The sequence below is a fragment of the Gillisia sp. Hel1_33_143 genome (assembly GCF_900104765.1).
In the GTDB taxonomy this organism is placed as follows: domain Bacteria; phylum Bacteroidota; class Bacteroidia; order Flavobacteriales; family Flavobacteriaceae; genus Gillisia.
On the sequence record NZ_LT629737.1, the window covers coordinates 589,600 to 606,750 of the forward strand.

A 17,151-nucleotide genomic window follows, 5' to 3' on the forward strand; every position below is an offset into this window, starting at 1 on the left:
TGCTGTTCGAAATTTCAATAGTAAATTATGTATAGAAGTCATACCTGTGGTGAACTGCGTGAAGATCACATTGGTAAAGAGGTAACCCTGTCTGGATGGGTTCAAAAAATAAGAGATAAAGGTTTTATGATCTGGGTAGATCTTCGCGATCGATACGGGATGACCCAGCTTATTTTTGATGAAGAGCGAACTTCTAAAGAAATGATGAAAGATGCTGCCGGACTAGGTAGAGAATTTGTAATTCAAGTTAAAGGTGAGGTTATAGAACGGGAATCTAAGAATCCAAACCTTCCAACAGGTAACATAGAGATCTTGGTTTCAGAATTTAAGATACTTAACGCCTCTCTTACTCCCCCATTTACTATTGAGAACACCACAGATGGAGGGGAAGAACTTAGAATGAAATATAGATACCTGGATATAAGAAGAAATCCGGTTAAGGAAAGTCTTATGTTTCGTCACAAGGTTGGAATGCACGTAAGGAATTATCTTTCTAATAAAGATTTTATAGAAGTTGAAACTCCATACCTTATAAAGTCTACTCCAGAAGGAGCAAGAGACTTTGTGGTACCAAGCAGAATGAACGAAGGGCAATTTTATGCTTTACCACAATCTCCTCAAACCTTTAAACAATTACTAATGGTGGGAGGTATGGATAAGTACTTCCAAATAGTAAAATGTTTTAGAGATGAAGATCTAAGAGCAGATCGCCAACCAGAATTTACACAGATTGACTGCGAAATGGCTTTTGTAGAGCAAGAAGATATCTTGAATATCTTTGAGGGTTTAACAAGACATTTACTAAAAGAGATTAAGAGTGTTGAAATAGGAGAATTCCCGCGAATGACCTATGCAGATGCCATGAAAAAATATGGAAATGACAAGCCAGATATAAGATTTGGAATGGAATTCGCCGAATTGGACGAAGTTACCAAAAACAAAGGTTTTAATGTTTTCGATCAACAAGAGCTTGTTGTTGGTATTGCAGTTCCTGGAGCAGCTTCTTACACTAGAAAAGAGATAGATAAACTTATAAGCTGGGTAAAAAGACCACAAATAGGGTCTACCGGATTAGTTTGGGCGAAATATAATGAAGACGGAAGTTTAAAATCTTCTGTAGATAAATTCTATTCTGAAGAAGATCTCAAAGTTTGGGCAGAAAAGACTTCTGCTAACCCAGGAGATCTAATTCTTGTAATGGCGGGACCTGCAGATAAAACAAGAACACAGCTTAGTGCCTTGAGAATGCATTTAGCAACAGAGTTAGGGTTGAGAAATCCTGAAGAATTTGCACCGCTATGGGTAGTAGATTTTCCATTATTGGAATGGGATGAAGATACCAAGCGCTTCCATGCTATGCACCATCCTTTTACCTCTCCTAAGCCAGAAGATATAGCGTTATTAGCTACAGAACCAGGAAAAGTAAGAGCTAACGCTTACGATCTCGTACTCAATGGGAATGAAATTGGAGGAGGGTCTATTCGTATTCACGACAAGGAAACTCAGGCCATGATGTTTGATTATTTAGGATTTACTCCAGAAGAAGCAAAAGCTCAATTTGGATTTTTAATGGATGCATTTCAATATGGAGCCCCACCGCACGGAGGAATTGCTTTTGGATTTGACAGACTTACCGCAATTCTTGGCGGCCAAGAAACCATTAGAGATTATATAGCATTTCCAAAAAACAATGCAGGCCGGGACGTAATGATAGACGCTCCTGCCGCTTTAGATGAAGCACAATTAAAAGAATTACACTTACAAGTAAAACTATAACAACTCAAATCCTGCTTAATTGCAGGATTTTTTTATACAAACTTAATTCTATCAATAGCGATGTTTCCTAAAAAATTTCCTGGTTTACAACGTTTTTTAATTTGGAAGACAAAACATCTTTCCCAACAACAATTTATTTTAATTCTAAGTGGAGTTATTGGATTTGCTGCAGGTCTTGGAGCGGTGCTTATAAAAAATCTTACTCACTTCATTCAAAGTTTGATGGAGGGTAAATTGATTTATAATTACCATCACGCCTTCTATTTTATATTTCCCATCATTGGTCTAACGCTTACCCTACTAATTATAAAATATGGTTTTAAGAAAGACGTAGGTCACGGTATACCTTCTACTTTATATGCTATTTCTAAAAGGAAGGGATTAATGAAATCCTTTCAAATGTATGGATCTTTACTTACCGCCCCCCTTACAGTAGGTTTTGGAGGATCTGTTGGATTGGAAGGACCTACCGTTGCTACCGGGGCTTCATTGGGGTCTAACATTTCCCGAATGTTTCAAATGAATCAAAGCGCGAGAACGCTTTTAATCAGTTGCGCCGCAGCCGGAGCAATGTCTTCTATTTTTAAAGCTCCCATTGCTGCTATCATCTTTGCTATTGAAGTTTTTAGTTTAGACCTTACACTGGTTTCTATGCTACCTTTATTAATAGCATCTCTTTCAGCTATCCTTACATCTTATTTTTTCTTTGGGTCTGATATTTTATTATCCTTTCAACTTAAAGATAAATTCCATATTTCTGAAGTCCCTTTTTACATGATCTTAGGAGTATTGGCATCTTTATGCTCTATCTATTTTACAGCTGTATATTTCAAAATAAATAACTTCTTTAAAAGTTTTGGTTCTCCTTTTAAAAGACTGCTTGTTGGTGGATTAGGACTGGGTATAATGATCTATTTTATCCCTCCACTTTACGGGGAAGGATATAATGTTATAAATAACCTACTCACCGAAAATTATATAGAGGCTTTAGGTACCAACTTTTTTAATGAATTTCTAGACAATATCTGGGTAGTGATCACCCTGCTTGCCGGACTCGTTATTTTTAAGATAGTTGCTACATCATTTACATTTGGAGCTGGTGGAGTTGGAGGTATCTTTGCACCCGTACTTTTTATGGGAAGTGCTATGGGACATTGTTTTGCACTTATTGTGAACAACCTTGGTTTTCTAAATAAGCCAATTTCTGTAAGTAGTTTTACCATGGTGGGAATGGCGGGCCTTATGGCTGGGGTACTACACGCTCCTTTAACTGCTATCTTCCTAATAGCAGAACTTACTGGAGGTTATGAGCTCTTTGTACCCTTAATGATAACTGCAGTGATCTCGTATCTCATTACCAATAAATTTCAACCCCACTCTGTTTATACCATGGAACTTGCTCAAAGAGGTGAATTGTTAACTCATGATAAAGATCAAAATGTATTAACTTTAATGGATATAAAGCAGGTTATTGAGACCAATTTTGTAAGTATTAAAATGAATATGAATTTGGGAGATGTAATACATGAAGGAGTTTTAAAATCTTCCAGAAACCTGTTCCCGGTTATAGATGAAGACAATAACTTTATGGGTATTATACTGCTGGATGACATAAGACCTATCATGTTTAAACAAGATTATTACGAAAAAGTTACCGTACAGGAAATCATGCAACGAGCGCCAGAGATCATAGATATGAAGAAGGACAGTATGAAAGACATCATGAGAAAATTCCAAGATAGCGACGCATGGAATTTACCGGTGGTGGAAAATGAAACCTATATTGGATTTGTCTCTAAATCTAAACTGTTAACAGCATATCGCCAGAAATTAATTGAAGTAACTGTTTAAGAATGAAACTAATCATTAGAATATTAAGCATTTTAATAGCCATTGCTATAGGTACAGGATTTTATTATAGAATGAATGATGAAATGATGCTGGGAGACCGTATTATTGGAATAGCTGTTTTAGCAAGTGCCTTCATCTTAATGCCTATTTTTTTGTACCACAGATGGAACGGAAAAAAACTTAAGGATTATACTCTTACAGAAGAAAATATGAGAAAAATGAGAGATCGCGGAATTGATTAACTAACTAATAATCAATAACGTTAAAAAGATTTTTTATTTTAGCTATCTCTAATTGATAATATTATGTAAGTTTGTCCTTTATTAATTTTTTATTTTATTATAATGGAAGGTACAGTTAAATTTTTCAATGAGTCTAAAGGATACGGATTCATTACTAACGACGAAACAGGAAGAGACATCTTCGTACACGTTACAGGACTTAATGGTGAGTCTTTAAACGAAGGAGATAAAGTTGAGTACGTTGAAGAAGAAGGAAGAAAAGGATTAACCGCTGGTCAAGTGCGTTTAATCAACGATTAATATATTTCTATATTTTAATTCGAAAAGCTTAAAAAGCCGTCTAATTAATTAGACGGCTTTTTTTATACTTTATTTTTAGAATATTTCTTAGTTTTCTTTAACTGCATTTACCTTTAGACCTTCAAACATAGCGGTTGTAAGTTTTTCAAGATCATATTCAAAATCCCAATTCCAATCTTTTTTAGCTTCACTATCATCGATACTTGCCGGCCAAGAATCTGCAATTGCTTGTCTAAAATCTGGTACGTAAGAAATCTTAAAATCTGGCATTTGCTTTTTGATCTCACTTGCCAATTCTTTTGGTGTAAAGGTCATAGCTGCTAAATTGTATGAAGATCTAACTTTTATGTTCTCTGCTGGTGCTTGCATAATATCTATAGTTGCTTTAATAGCATCTTCCATAAACATCATTGGTAAGCTGGTATTTTCAGATAAGAAAGAAGTGTAAGTTCCTGTTTTTAGAGCTTCATGAAAGATCTCTATAGCATAATCTGTAGTTCCACCTCCAGGCAAGGTTTTATAACTTATAATTCCCGGATATCTGATACTTCTTACATCTACTCCATATTTATTGAAATAATACTCACACCAGCGCTCTCCAGCTTGTTTACTTATACCATATACCGTACTTGGCTCCATAATGGTAGTTTGTGGTGTATCTTGTTTTGGAGTGGTGGGTCCAAAAACCGCAATACTAGATGGCCAGTAAACCTTTTCTATCTTTTTCTCCTTTGCAAGATTTAATATGATAAAAAGTGAATTCATATTAAGGTCCCAGGCTTTCATTGGCATTTTTTCTGCTGTTCCACTTAACATAGCCGCCATCAAATACACATCTGTGATCTTATACTGTTCTATTAGAGCCTCTATTCTTGGTTGATCTGTTGCATCTGCAATTTCAAAAGGTCCTGAGCTCATCAATTCCTCATTTCCTTCCTTAATATCGCTGGCAACAACATTATCATTGCCATACAATTCTCTCAATTTTAAACTCAGTTCGCTTCCAATTTGCCCGGAAGCTCCAATAATCAATATCTTCTTAGAATTCATTTATTTTCAATTTGAAGCACAAATATATCCATTTCAATAAAGATGCTGCGAAGATTCACGTTAAAAAGGAGTCTAAACTCCGAAGTTTTCAAAGATGGATATAGCTGGCATTTTCCTTAACTTTGCTGTTCAATACTGTTTTATGAGAAGATTTTTTAGCATTCTAATGTTGATCAGCATTTTTAGTTGCAAGCAGAGTGAGCAACCTCAAAAAAATGCAGCATCTACTAGTATAGATACTACTAGTGTAGACCAAAAAATAAAGATGCCTTCTCAAACAATTAGATTACTTCCTGCTGCCAGTGCGTATACTTCAGATTGGTTAGGTTTTGTAACGGCTCAGGAGGAGATTAGAAATTTTGAAAATTATTCTATTAAAGATGTAACATCCAATGCAAAACCTATTGTAGAGATTATGAAGTCTATGCAGGAATCTGTACCAGACACTTTAAAATCTAAACCTGTGCAAGCAAGGTTAACCGTATTGTATACAAAAGCAAAGGTACTGGAGCAACTAGCAGCAAGACCGGAGTATAAATCTAAAAAAATAGCTGAGGTTGCTGCATCTATTCCTACCGAATTTAATAATTTGAAGATCCAGATAAATGAACTTTTTCTAAAAACACTAGAAGATTTTGATAACGAACTTGATGAATTTGAAGCCAGAGCAGATTCTATAAACAATGCTATACCCAATAAATATACTACCCCAAAACAGCGATTTCAAGCTAAACAAGATTCTTTAGACAATAACCAATAGCCACCTAAAATTTTATTTTATGAAAAAGCTGCTACTACTACTCTTATTATCATTCAATTTTACGCTGATATACGCTCAAGAAATTAATGGAGCTATTCAAAAGGAGGAGATAAATGATGTAATGGAACAATGGCACCATGCTGCTGCAACTACCAACTTTGATAAATACTTTGGATTAATGGCAGCAGACGGTATTTTTATTGGTACCGATGCTTCAGAAAACTGGCAAAATGATGAATTCAGAAATTTCGCAAAACCTTACTTCGAGAAGGGAAAAGCTTGGAACTTCACTACCATAGAACGCAATATCTACCTTTCTAATTCTGATAAGACCGCATGGTTTGACGAATTATTGGATACGCAAATGGGAATTTGCAGAGGATCTGGGGTCTTAACTAAAATTGATGGTGCTTGGAAGATTCGCCATTATGTACTTTCCATAGCAATTCCCAACGACAATGTCTCTGAGATTACCAAGATCAAAAAAGATTTTGACAGCACTTATATCGCTAAGCACAAGCAATAAAGCTTTTTGAATTTAAGGATGCTTAAATTTATTACCGCTTAATATAAAGTTAACACATCTAAAATCAGCATTAAATTATACCTGCAAATATTCTCTTCCTAATTTATTACTTTTTAGTACTTTAGTGCTAAAATTTTAATCAATTAGAAGCATGAAAAAATTATCGAATGCCTTCTTTTTGTCATTTTTAGGTGCCGCTCTGGTAACCGGTTGTAAGAACGACGATAAAAAAATGGCAGTAGAAGAAGAGAATCACGGGATTAACCTTTCCTACATGGACACTACGGTTAGTCCAAAAGAAGATTTCTTTAGATACGTAAATGGAAAATGGTCTGATTCTACAGAAATTCCTGATGAATATACTACATGGGGAAGTTTTAACGAATTACGTAAGAGAACAGATGAAGATGCACTTTCACTCTTGGAAGGAGCTGCAAATAGCGATAGTTTAGACGCTTCTGGCGATCAGGCTAAAGCTGTTTACATGTATCAAAGCATTATTGACACTGTTGCGCGTAACAAAAAAGGGGTTGAACCTCTAAAACCTTACTTGGCAAAGATAGATGCTATTAACAACAAGCAAGATTTACAAGCCTACTTAACTGAAATGCAACAATATGGTGGTGCTGGATTCTTCGCATTTTCTATAAGTGCAGATGCTAAAGATAGTAATACGAATGCCGCTTATTTATATCCTTCGGGATTAGGACTTCCAGATAGAGATTACTACGTGGTAAAAGATGCAAGTTCTGAAGAGATTCGTACCAAATACAAAACTTTTGTTACTAAAATGCTTCAATATTTAGGAGACTCTAAAGAAGATGCAGAAAAAAGTGCTGAAACCATCTTAGCTTTCGAAACTAGTTTGGCAGAACCGCAATTGGATAAAGTAGATCGTAGAGATGCTAGAAAAACTTACAATCCAATGGCTATAGCGCAACTACAAAAAGAAGTTTCTGCAATAGATTGGAAAAAATACCTAAGTGAGATTGGTGCTTCTAAGGTAGATACCATTATCGTATCTCAGCCTAAATACATGAAAGCATTACAAAAAACATTTGCATCCAACAATGTACAAGACTGGAAAACATATTTAAAATGGAATCTTTTTAATGACGCTGCTAATTCTTTAACTTCAGAAATAGAAAAGACAAATTGGGATTTTTATAGCGGTGAACTTCAAGGCGCTAAGCAGCAACGTCCATTAAACGAGCGTGCTTTGCAAACTGTAAATGGAACTATTGGAGAAGCTCTAGGAAAACTATACGTAGATAAATATTTCCCTGCAGAAGCTAAAGAGAAAGCTCAAGAAATGATTGCTAATGTAATTAAAGCTTACCAAAATAGAATTAACCAAGTTACCTGGATGAGCGATAGTACTAAAGCTAAAGCAATAGCAAAGTTAGAGACTACCAGAATTAAGGTTGGATATCCAGATGATTGGAAAGATTATAGCAGTTTAGAAATTTCTTCTCCTAAAGATGGTAAAGGTTCTCTTTTTCAAAATTTAATGAACACTGCAAAGTGGAATGTAAAAGAAGATATGGCTAAATTAGGACAGCCGGTAGATAAGAATGAATGGTTTATGTCTCCTCAAATAGTAAATGCATATTACAATCCTAGCTATAACGAGATTGTATTTCCTGCAGCTATTTTACAACCTCCTTTCTACGATTATAAAGCAGATGCTGCTGTAAACTATGGTGGAATTGGTGCTGTTATTGGACATGAGATCTCTCACGGATTTGATGATAGTGGTGCTCGTTTTGATGCTGAAGGAAACTTGAACAACTGGTGGACAGATAAAGATCTTGAAGAATTTGAAAAACTTGGAGGTTCTTTAGCTGAACAATACAGTGCAATTGAAGTATTAGACAGCGTTTATATTAATGGTAAATTTACTTTAGGTGAAAATATTGGAGATCTTGGTGGTGTGAATGCTGCTTATGACGGACTTCAACTTCACTTAAAAGATCATGAAAACCCTGGGAAAATTGATGGATTTACACCAGAACAACGTTTCTTCCTTTCTTGGGCTACCGTATGGCGTACCAAAATGAGAGATGAAGCGCTTAGAAATAGAATTAAAACAGATCCACATTCTCCTGGAATGTACAGAGCTTATGTGCCTCTTCAAAATATCGATGCTTTCTACCAAGCTTTCAATATTGAAAAAGGTGATAAAATGTATGTTGCTCCAGAAAACAGAGTTAAGATCTGGTAAGAATTTCTTTAAAATGAAAAAGGGCTGCAGAAATGCGGCCCTTTTTTTATTGCTAATAATTACGCTTCTTCTAAAGGAGAAAAAAGGTCATGTTTAAATGAATAGCCTAATATCTCCTTTAGATTTATAGAATCTACTACCTTACCTTTCGACGGTGTTTCTTTATCAAATTGAGGCATTGTGATTTTTCTTTCTTGTGCTTGCTGCGTATAATAAGCTTCCTTACTGGAATGCTCGTGATACACCGCATTAAAAATTTCATCCCATGCTTCATTTTCAATGATTTTTGAGATAATCTCTATACAATCACTTTGATGAATCATATTAACAGGAGCATCCGGATTCTTAATTCCAATTTTTCCGGCAAGATATGTTACAGGATGCCTTCCTGGACCAAATAATCCGCCAAACCTAACAATGGTGGTTTTATAAGATTCGCTAGCTCTAAGATGCTCTTCCGCACTTATCAGTTGCTTAGAAGCATTGCTTTCTGCATTTGCACGATCCATTTCTGTATACTTAGGAAATATTTCTTCATCTTCATAAACAGAAGTCGAGCTCACAAAAAGTACTTTGCTTACTCCAGATTTTTCTATATAATCTTTCAACCTCCCTATTCTTCCAATAAAATTAACATCCGGATCATTTCTAAGACCAGGTGGAATGTCTATTATTAATAGTTCTGCGTCTGAAAGAAAAGAGGTTATATCACCTTGTATTCCTTCTACATAGATCTTTATTTCATAAGGTGTGATCCCTTCCTGAGTTAATTTGCTTAATTTATCTCTATCTGTGGTGGAACCCTTAACAATATGTCCTTCTTCCAGCAATCTTTTAGCTAAGGGCAGTCCTAACCAACCACATCCTAGTATTGATATTTTCATATATTCTTAATTAATCTTTTTCTGCTTGTTCTTTTTTTCTTTAAAACTGATCACCTTTTTAAGAACTACAGCATCATTCAAAACAAAAGGTCTTGGCATCATATCTTTGTTTCTTGGGGCTACTTTTAACTGATCATTTTTCAAAAGGTCATAACTAGATTCATACAACACAAAATCTGGAACTTGCTGCTCCTTTTTCAAACTGAACTTAATCCTTAAGGTATCCTGATTTGCTGCATGATACGTAAGTAATTTATTTTCCCATCTATTGGTGAAAATATGAAAAGCATTCTCCCCTAAATAAATTGAATCTGCTTCCAGATCATTCACTGTAAATTTCTCAAAATCTACTTTTCTATCTATATATAATTCCATTCTATTGATCTTTCTGTTTGGTGCAATTTTCAGCATATAATTAGAAAGAATCGATGTAGAATCTACAGATTTCAATTTTTCGAAAATCACTCCCGGCTCTTCAATCTCAATCACGGGAGCATTAGCTTTAAATGAAAATTTACTTCCATATTTACTACTGAAGTTGCTTTCTTCTACAGGAAGAATTACCGGATCTTCTCCAAAATATTTCTGCGTCCAAGGATCTATCAAATGATCGTAAGAATTCCAAGTGGCCTTATTCGCATCTGTATCTAATAAATATACCAAACTATTTGGTTTTGGCTGATCTTCACTAAAATCAGCATTAAAATGAGCGATCACAAACATCACGTTAAATACCATAAAACACAATAATGCCATTGCTTTTTTCCGTGTAAAATATCCAAAGACAGGCAGAAAAAGAGCAAATAAGAACACGGTAAGCATAGCTGCTACAAATAAGATCTTTAAGCCCAATGCTACCGGAAAGCTCACCACGAATGGCAAAATAAGGAGTAAAGATGGTAGACTTAATAAGAACATCAACAGTAAATTCGGACTTTTTTGACGGATCATTACCCATAACTGCAGTGCTCCAAAATAAATGGGAATTATAAAATAGGCGGCTCCTTTTAAGTAGAAAGCTACCAAAGTGCAAATAAGTAACCAAAAGAAAAGTGGGAATACAAATAAACCTGCTTTTCTGCCTTCCGCTTTAAAAAGATTATAACTTAAAAAGCAAATTGTTAGAGTCACAAAGATGGCGGCATAGATATAATAATAGCCATTATAAGTAAATCCATTTTCCATCTCGGCATATGGTAGATACACGAACATAGCGAATTTCCAAAGCAGATATACCAAGAGCGATCCTCCAATAAGACTCATAAAATATGGAATAGCACCTTTAAAAACCTCTTTAACTGTATATCGTTTTTTAAAGAAACCGTAAACTAGAACTCCCAAAAATAAGACCCAGCCAAGAAGTAACATCGGCAAGATCCATGAGAACGGATAACTCACTATTTCGCCTAAAGGCAAACTAAAATAGATAAGATCTGCAGATGAATTTAGGTCTTGAAGATCTGCATCTTTAAAATAATTTAACAATGGCATTAAATAACTCCCTTGTTGCGCTAAGGTTTCAGGATCAAGATTTGCAGCAACATCATTTGCACTGTGATAATCAAAATGATCGTCTATAAAGGCAAAATTGAAACCGTTGATATTGCCTTGTTCTCTAAGCACTGTGAGATCGGTATCATTTGGCAGCATTTTATAAACCGAATAGGCCAAAGAATTTGTTACAGGAAATTCAGGTTTAGATTTAATAAAATCTTGAATAAGCTTAGCGTTCCCATTGTTGGTTTCTAACAACATAAACGAGTTTCCGCCACTCCCCCTTGCTTCAAAATTTAAAGCCAAACCAACATCTTTTGCCCATTTGTGTTTGGAGATAAAAAGTTCGGCTCCATTCAATCCTAACTCTTCCGCATCTGTAAAAAGTAAAATGACATCATTCTTATGCGCTTCATTTTTAGCAAGAAAAGCTCTTACACCTTCCAAAATTGTAGCAACCCCGCTGCCTGCATCACTGGCTCCAAAAGAAGAATGGCCGGCACTATCGTAATGCGTCATTAATAACAGCGCCTTACTGTTTTCATCACCCGAAATTCGAGCTAGAATATTTTGAGATCTTGTTAATTCTCCCTTTTTATTTAGGCTATATCCTTCTTGAGTTTGAACTTCTAATCCTAGATCTTGAAGTTGATTTACGATATAATTTCTCACCAAACTATGTGCCGCACTTCCAACAAAATGAGGCTGTTTCGAGATATTCTCTACATGCTTAAAGGCTCTTTGAGTAGAAAATTGGGTTAAAGGAATATTCTCATCTTCTGCATTTTTTGGCATGCTGGAATAAAATATGAACCAAACCGAAAATATCAATAAAATAACTACTAAGAGCGGGTATAATTTTTTAAGCATAGAGTCTAAGAAATATAAAGAGTTTAAAGATAAATAAGTTAAGCTGAAAAAAATAAAATAATGGCGCTCTTCCAAAACCGAAAATAAAGACCTATATTTAAGTGGTTAATAATCAATAAATTACAGTTATGGGGATAAAAAGTTTTCAAGGACAACGGGCAGTGCCCGAAAAATTACAAAGTGCCCCTATATTGGTTTCAGATTATATGACTACAAATTTGATCACCTTTAGAAAAGAGCAATTGGTGGTGGAAGTGATGGAGTCTTTAATAAAGAACAAAATGTCTGGAGCTCCTGTGGTAAATGAGCGCAATGAACTTGTAGGTATTATATCTGACGGAGATTGTATGAAACAGATCTCTGAAAGCAGATATTATAACATGCCTATTGGTGACATGCAAATAGAAAAATTTATGGCTACAGATGTGCCAACCATAGATAAAAATGTCAATATTTTTGACTGTGCCTCTCTTTTCTATAAGCACGATTGCAGAAGATTTCCAATTGTAGAAGATGGCAAATTAATAGGCCAGATAAGCCGAAAAGATATTCTTTGTGCTGCCTTAAAATTAAGAGGTCAGAATTGGCATTGCTAATTTCGTTTTACCAAAGCATAAAGATCGCCTTCTAACGGCAAATAGCCTTGATCGTAAACAAAGTAGTAAACATTGCCTGTTTTGGTGGTGTAAATACTCGTGAAATATTCAAAATTGAAACCTTTGGCCAGCAACTTAGATTTGCTGGTCTTTGTTTTATCTGTTGGATTTAAGTCGAGAAGGATCCTGTAATTCTTCCGGAGTGAATTGTTCACATTCCGAATAAGATTGGTGCTATCTTTATTGATGTTATTGTTGTAGGCATTTCTACAATAATCGCTGCAGAACTTTTTATCTGCTCTTCCAACAATCTTCTCCCCACATTCTAAACAGGTTTTTTGCATTCTTAAATATAGCGAAAATGTTTATAAAGCTGTGATCGCTGTTTTCTGATCGGTTTAAAAATCTTCTAGCTCTTCAATTTCTTGTTCATAATCAAACTGAAGGTCTTCATGTAAACCAGAAAGTGTTTTTTTAATAGAAGCCACCTGCCTATTATACAAATTCATCATGGTAGCATTTCTTTTAATAGAAGGCTTAAAATCTTTAAGCTGCTCACAGAAATAAATAAGCAACTCGATCTCGGTTTCCTTTTTTGGAGAATATCGAATGTACTTCTTAACGTTCTTCAAGATCTTCCGAAGACTTTTTTTAATGTAGTAGAAATTCTTGGTATTAATGTTTTCTAGATCTGCATCCATTTCGGCCTTTACAGATTCTATAAATACTTCTTCATCTGCAGATTCAAAAAGCATATAAGTGAGCAGCTCTTTATTCTCCTTTTTGAATTTTGATAAACGCAAACAAAGCTCCATCAATTCATCTGTAGACTTAAACTTGAGCTCTTTTTTAATCTGACTTACGGTAGCTGCTTTCAATACTGCCTATTTTCTAGATTCGGTTTCATCTTCACTTTTAGGTTCAGAAAGACTCATATAAATTGTTTCTCTTATTTTTGGGCCGTTTATAAATCCGTCTTTTACCTCTTCATCTGAATAAAACGCACTCGTTAAGCTTTCATCTTTTATAATTGCATCTTTATCTTTCCCAGAATCTATAGCCTTTTGAACATTTTCTCTTAGGCCTTTTAGCATAGTTAAATTCTTTGAGTAATCTTCATAAGTTGCCAAATCGCCATGCCCCGGAATGATCTTAGTCTGCTTATTAATTAGTTTTAATCCCATTTCTGCTGCAGCAATATCTCCATCAATACTTCCACCACTTTTTAGATCTATAAATGGAAAAGATCCATTAAAAAAAGTATCTCCGGTATGCAACACATTAGATGTTGGGAAGTATACCAATGCATCGCTATCTGTATGCGCATTATGAACATGCGTGATCAAAATGTCGTTATTATTTAAATGCAGCGTTACATCACTATTAAAAGTTATTATTGGTAAACCTTTACCGTCTGTATTCTTTTCATCTGATGCCAATCTTTTTCTAACATTATCATGAGCTAGAATTAAAGCGCCTTGTTCTTGAAAGTTGGCATTCCCTCCGGTGTGATCTCCGTGAAAATGAGTATTTACCAGATATTTTACGGGCTTATCACTTAATGTTTTTATACTAGCCATAATTTTTTCAGAAAGTCGTGCAAATTGATCATCGATCATGATCGTGCCGTCTTCCCCTGTTAAAATTCCAATATTTCCACCTTGCCCTACCAACATAGAAATATTTTCGCTTACCGGAACTATTTTGATGTTCACTTCTTCTTTATCTTGAGCATTCCCAATAAATGGCGCGATAGTGATTAAAATGGAGGTAATTATTTTTTTCAAAGCTGTTGTTTTTAAGTTGACTTTATAATGAAACTTTAAGATTTAGAACGGATCTTATCTTTTCTCATAGGCATAGAATCTATTAGATCTAAGATTTTATCTAAAGAAACGCAGTTGTAATCTTTTAATTTGATTTTTCCATCCAAACCTATTAGATAAAACTCAAACGGACTATCTTTTTCGTCATATTTTTTATACAAATTGGTAGCAGTGGTCCACTGAGCACCTTCTGCAAAACCTACTTTCATTTGATGTTGATAAACCTGATAAACAACTACTTTTCGATCTTCCAGTTCCTTTAATCCCATTTTCAATTCTTGAAGCTGATTGGTGAAATCTTCATTTTTAAGATCTTCCGTAAGCAATAAAATCAACCTATCTTCCCAATGATGCTTAGAAAGGTCTTGTGATTGTGCTGTATTCATAAAAAGTAATAAAAGTAAAAACGCTGAAAATTTTTTCATTCTTAATATTACAACTTTTTGTAGGAAACTTTAGTTAAGAAGTGCTATTTCTACAAAAGTCTAAACCGAATTTTACTTCGCAGTAAATTTAACTTAAACTTTATATTTGCTAAGGTTGAAGCAAAACCGCCATGGAAGAAAATAGCCTGATTCATATTAATTTAGAAAAGCAACGTTTGCTCAAAGAAAAAATTGAGGAAGCCACTCAAGAACTGGAATTAGTTCAGCAGGAAACATTTCAATTTGAATCTATTCTTCGTTCGCATTTAAGCGACCTGATAATTGAAGAGCAAGAATTAAGCGTTTTGTATAAAGAGCTTAAAAAGGCTAAGAAACTTAAAAGACTTCAGCAAAAACAAAAAGGCAAAAAGTTTAAAGTAAGTAGAGAGGTTAAAATTCAGCAAAAGGAACCTTTAAAAACTAAAGATCCTGAAGATGAAAAGGAGCGAAAAACGCTGTATAGGGAGGCAATGTTATTTTCGCATCCAGATAAATTCTCTTTAGATCATGAAAAGATTGAATTGGCCACAGAGGTTACGGCGAAACTTATAGAGCTTTATAAAAATGGAGCATTACAGGAATTAAAGCTTTTTCATTTACATATTATGAGTGGTAATGCGCTTGCCGGAGATAATTTACTTCCTACTACATCTTTAGAATTGGCTCAAAAAGACAAGTATCTTGAAAATAAATTGAAAGATCTATTAGAGCAATTGCAAGCCGCTAAGAATAAACACACTTATAAAGTGCTAAAAGAATATAAAGACCCGATGAGCTTTTTGCAAGAATTAAAGGAATATTATGACGATCGAATTTTCAAATTAAAAAAGCGAACCAGAAAAGCCTAGTCGTTTTTAGGAGAAAAAAGATCACTTTTAGAGTATCCTTTTTAATTTATTTCAGTCTACTCTATAAACCTTTTAAAGCTAGAATTATGAATACTTGTAAATGTTCCAATTGTGATTGTGCAAAATGTAATTGCGTTAATTGTTTAGAAAATAATTGTCCGTGTACTAAGTGTGACTGTAATAAATGCAATTGTTGTTAAATCTTACAAAGGCCGGTGAAGTAGCTGGCCTTTTCTTTATTTTTAAGTATGGAAACCCAAAAAATATGGAATTGGTTTAACGAAGAGCTCTATTTCTTCATTCTTAAAAAAGTGAAGAATAAAAATGCCGCGAACGATATCTTCCAAAATTCCTTTTTAAAAATTCATGGAAATCTACATCAGGTTGAAGAGGAAGAGAAAATAAAAGCTTGGGTTTTTCAAATTACCAGAAATGAAATTACCAATTATTTCAATCAGGAATCTAAATTCAAGGATGTTGTAAATCCTGATCAGGAGAACACTATAACAGACTATCAGCACATTTGCTGTTTTGATAAATTCATTAATAATCTACCCGAGACTTACAAAGAGGTAATAGAAATGGTTTATATCGATGGCAAAAAACAAAATGAGGCTGCAGAAAAACTGACTATTAGTCTAGCCAACGTGAAGGCTAGAATTAGACGTGGAAAAGCTATTCTGAAGAAAAATTTTAATGAGTGCTGTAAATATGAAATAGATAAAGACGGAAATTTAGTTGGAGAACCAAATTGCGCCTGCTGTTCTGATCCCTAAATCACTAACTTTTTCCTGTTATTCTCCTTTATAAGAAACCACCTGAGAATATTCCATAAAGGTATCCTTCAAACGTTCAATTTTAGGATCCATTCTATCAGCAAAGACAAGATACTGACATTTAGGAATACTCTGTGGAATTCTCACCACATCATTATAAGCGCTATTTCTAATTAAGAATGCGGCATCTTCAACAATGAACATTTGCAACTGACTTACATTAACACCCGTAATCTTGAATAACTGAAACAACCTTTTTGGCGTAGCTATTAAAATATCGATACCGTCGTAAATATCTTCTTTTTGATTATCTATGTTAGGTTCATCAAAAGCGGCATATACTCTTAGATCTGTGCGTCTGGTAAAAGTTTTAAACTTCTCTTCCAGTTCTACTGCGGCAGTCTTATCTTCAACAAATATCAACGCTCGTGGCGCATCTTCAAAAGCTTCTCCTTTTAATTTCTGAATAACACTTATGATCATTGCTGAAGTTTTTCCGCTTCCCTCTTTACCTACTATAAAAAGATTAGACCCACTTTTTATCTTAGGTAATATTTTCTTCTGAAATGGTAGAGGTTCTTCAAAACCCAATCTTTCTAAGGCCTCCATTAACGGAGTGTTTAGCTTTTTAAATGACATATTATCGAAATTAACTGATAATTTTTGACAGAAATTGTTCCGCAAAAATAAGAACCTGCAAGTT

18 protein-coding genes are annotated in these 17,151 nt (G+C 34.6%); 10 read left to right on the forward strand and 8 right to left on the reverse strand.

Features of this window, described 5'->3' with window-relative positions; translation table 11 throughout:
- Window positions 1–27: 27 nt before the first annotated feature.
- From aspS to BLT84_RS02670, 4 genes are all read left to right on the forward strand, one after another.
- Window positions 28–1,776 (forward strand): aspartate--tRNA ligase, encoded by a 1,749-nt coding sequence (aspS, locus tag BLT84_RS02655; protein ID WP_091262667.1) that lies wholly within the window; start codon window positions 28–30, stop codon window positions 1,774–1,776.
- Window positions 1,777–1,836: 60 nt separating this feature from the next.
- Complete coding sequence (locus tag BLT84_RS02660; protein ID WP_034893512.1) at window positions 1,837–3,627, forward strand: chloride channel protein; 1,791 nt, start codon at window positions 1,837–1,839, stop codon at window positions 3,625–3,627.
- 2 nt (window positions 3,628–3,629) lie between these two features.
- Entirely contained in the window at window positions 3,630–3,869 is a 240-nt protein-coding gene (locus tag BLT84_RS02665; RefSeq protein WP_034893509.1) for a hypothetical protein, read from the forward strand.
- Window positions 3,870–3,971: 102 nt separating this feature from the next.
- Window positions 3,972–4,169: a cold-shock protein gene (locus BLT84_RS02670; protein WP_034893507.1), complete on the forward strand. Its 198-nt coding sequence runs from the start codon at window positions 3,972–3,974 to the stop codon at window positions 4,167–4,169.
- Window positions 4,170–4,256: 87 nt separating this feature from the next.
- On the opposite strand, the gene BLT84_RS02675 is transcribed toward BLT84_RS02670, so the two are convergent.
- The gene (locus tag BLT84_RS02675; RefSeq protein WP_091262668.1) at window positions 4,257–5,219 is read right to left on the reverse strand and encodes an NAD-dependent epimerase/dehydratase family protein; all 963 of its coding nucleotides are present in this window, start codon (window positions 5,217–5,219) and stop codon (window positions 4,257–4,259) included.
- 142 nt (window positions 5,220–5,361) lie between these two features.
- Here BLT84_RS02675 and BLT84_RS02680 point away from each other — a divergent pair, with 142 nt between their 5' ends.
- The 3 genes from BLT84_RS02680 to BLT84_RS02690 all read left to right on the forward strand — a co-directional run bounded on the left by BLT84_RS02680 (window position 5,362) and on the right by BLT84_RS02690 (window position 8,729).
- On the forward strand, window positions 5,362–5,979 hold the full coding sequence (locus BLT84_RS02680; RefSeq protein ID WP_157717887.1) for a hypothetical protein: 618 nt from the start codon (window positions 5,362–5,364) through the stop codon (window positions 5,977–5,979).
- A 19-nt stretch (window positions 5,980–5,998) separates the two neighbouring features.
- Window positions 5,999–6,505, forward strand: a complete 507-nt coding sequence (locus BLT84_RS02685) for a nuclear transport factor 2 family protein (RefSeq protein WP_091262672.1) — start codon at window positions 5,999–6,001, stop codon at window positions 6,503–6,505.
- 151 nt (window positions 6,506–6,656) lie between these two features.
- Window positions 6,657–8,729, forward strand: coding sequence for a M13 family metallopeptidase (locus BLT84_RS02690; protein ID WP_091262674.1), 2,073 nt, complete (start codon window positions 6,657–6,659; stop codon window positions 8,727–8,729).
- 59 nt (window positions 8,730–8,788) lie between these two features.
- On the opposite strand, the gene BLT84_RS02695 is transcribed toward BLT84_RS02690, so the two are convergent.
- The gene (locus BLT84_RS02695) at window positions 8,789–9,613 is read right to left on the reverse strand and encodes an NAD(P)H-binding protein (protein WP_091262677.1); all 825 of its coding nucleotides are present in this window, start codon (window positions 9,611–9,613) and stop codon (window positions 8,789–8,791) included.
- A 6-nt stretch (window positions 9,614–9,619) separates the two neighbouring features.
- Window positions 9,620–11,902 carry a M20/M25/M40 family metallo-hydrolase gene (locus tag BLT84_RS02700; protein WP_231929419.1) on the reverse strand — a complete coding sequence of 761 codons (2,283 nt, stop codon included), beginning with the start codon at window positions 11,900–11,902 and terminating at the stop codon, window positions 9,620–9,622.
- Between the two features lie 203 nt (window positions 11,903–12,105).
- Between BLT84_RS02700 and BLT84_RS02705 the strand changes: the two genes are divergently transcribed.
- Window positions 12,106–12,573 (forward strand): CBS domain-containing protein, encoded by a 468-nt coding sequence (locus BLT84_RS02705; protein ID WP_091262678.1) that lies wholly within the window; start codon window positions 12,106–12,108, stop codon window positions 12,571–12,573.
- Here BLT84_RS02705 and BLT84_RS02710 read toward each other — a convergent pair.
- From BLT84_RS02710 to BLT84_RS02725, 4 genes are read right to left on the reverse strand one after another with little or no spacing between them, the layout of a single operon-like run.
- Window positions 12,570–12,917 carry a hypothetical protein gene (locus BLT84_RS02710; RefSeq protein ID WP_091262680.1) on the reverse strand — a complete coding sequence of 116 codons (348 nt, stop codon included), beginning with the start codon at window positions 12,915–12,917 and terminating at the stop codon, window positions 12,570–12,572. The two genes, BLT84_RS02705 and BLT84_RS02710, sit on opposite strands and share 4 nt — an antisense overlap.
- Before the next feature lie 54 nt (window positions 12,918–12,971).
- Entirely contained in the window at window positions 12,972–13,451 is a 480-nt protein-coding gene (locus BLT84_RS02715; RefSeq protein WP_091262682.1) for a hypothetical protein, read from the reverse strand.
- A 6-nt stretch (window positions 13,452–13,457) separates the two neighbouring features.
- The gene (locus tag BLT84_RS02720) at window positions 13,458–14,360 is read right to left on the reverse strand and encodes an MBL fold metallo-hydrolase (protein ID WP_231929426.1); all 903 of its coding nucleotides are present in this window, start codon (window positions 14,358–14,360) and stop codon (window positions 13,458–13,460) included.
- Window positions 14,361–14,395: 35 nt separating this feature from the next.
- Entirely contained in the window at window positions 14,396–14,785 is a 390-nt protein-coding gene (locus BLT84_RS02725) for a DUF4174 domain-containing protein (protein WP_157717888.1), read from the reverse strand.
- Between the two features lie 170 nt (window positions 14,786–14,955).
- Between BLT84_RS02725 and BLT84_RS02730 the strand changes: the two genes are divergently transcribed.
- Together BLT84_RS02730 and BLT84_RS02735 are read left to right on the forward strand one after the other, a co-directional pair.
- Window positions 14,956–15,672, forward strand: coding sequence for a hypothetical protein (locus tag BLT84_RS02730; protein ID WP_091262685.1), 717 nt, complete (start codon window positions 14,956–14,958; stop codon window positions 15,670–15,672).
- 248 nt (window positions 15,673–15,920) lie between these two features.
- The gene (locus BLT84_RS02735; RefSeq protein WP_091262688.1) at window positions 15,921–16,448 is read left to right on the forward strand and encodes a sigma-70 family RNA polymerase sigma factor; all 528 of its coding nucleotides are present in this window, start codon (window positions 15,921–15,923) and stop codon (window positions 16,446–16,448) included.
- An 18-nt stretch (window positions 16,449–16,466) separates the two neighbouring features.
- On the opposite strand, the gene BLT84_RS02740 is transcribed toward BLT84_RS02735, so the two are convergent.
- Complete coding sequence (locus tag BLT84_RS02740) at window positions 16,467–17,087, reverse strand: DEAD/DEAH box helicase (RefSeq protein ID WP_091262689.1); 621 nt, start codon at window positions 17,085–17,087, stop codon at window positions 16,467–16,469.
- Between the last annotated feature and the right edge of the window lie 64 nt (window positions 17,088–17,151).